Source organism: Methylomonas sp. LWB, from assembly GCF_001856095.1.
GTDB lineage: Bacteria > Pseudomonadota > Gammaproteobacteria > Methylococcales > Methylomonadaceae > Methylomonas > Methylomonas koyamae_A.
Window position 1 is genome coordinate 1 of record NZ_MKMC01000082.1, and the last position, 764, is coordinate 764.

Below are 764 nucleotides of genomic sequence, written 5' to 3' on the forward strand. Positions count from 1 at the left end.
CACACGATCCGGGCCGGCGTGCCGCCGAAGAACTCGAACGCCGCCACGTGCGAGGCGCACCACGAACTCTGGTCCATCCGCAGCACCGGCTGCACGAACAGCATCCGTGAGCAGGACAGGATAATCGCGAACGCCCACACCGCCACCCGCCGGTCGGTGGCCGGGTTGCGCCACATGCCGAGCTTGCCGTAGTCGACCTGGGCCTCGTCGCCAGGCGGGACCGCGCCACGGGCCACAGTCACCTTCGACTCCGCCACCTTCTCAGCGAATTGTGCTGCCACATACCGTCGTACGGTCGATTCCGACACCGCGACGCCGTGGTCGTCGCGCAGGCGTTGCGCAATCGTCGCTACCGTCACCGACGCCGTCAGCTGCCCGTCGATCCAGTCGTGGTGCGCGGCGATCGCCGGCCATGTCACCGCCCGCGCCGCCGGGTCGCCGACCTCCGGGAACCATCCGGTGATCAGCTCCCACCAGAGCGGCTCGTCGAACTTCCCTCCCTCGCCCGGTGTCAACCCGGCCGCCACGGCGGGAGCCAGATATTTCCGGATGGTTTTTCGGTCGATATCCAGGGCCTCCGCGATCTGCACCTGGGACCGGCCGGCATGCCAATGCCGGAACAACTCCATCAGATCGATCATCGTCCACGTTCTCCTCGCCACCGTCAGGCCCCTTCCCGGGCCCCGTTGTCGGTGACCCAGTCAGGAGCGAACCTGCAGCAGCACCCGAACCCCCGGCCGACACGCCCCAGGGGTGGGGAATTA

1 pseudogene is annotated in these 764 nt (G+C 68.1%); it reads right to left on the reverse strand.

Features of this window, described 5'->3' with window-relative positions:
- Window positions 1–641, reverse strand: a pseudogene (locus BJL95_RS25565) (hypothetical protein); the annotation flags it as partial.
- Window positions 642–764: the final 123 nt, after the last annotated feature.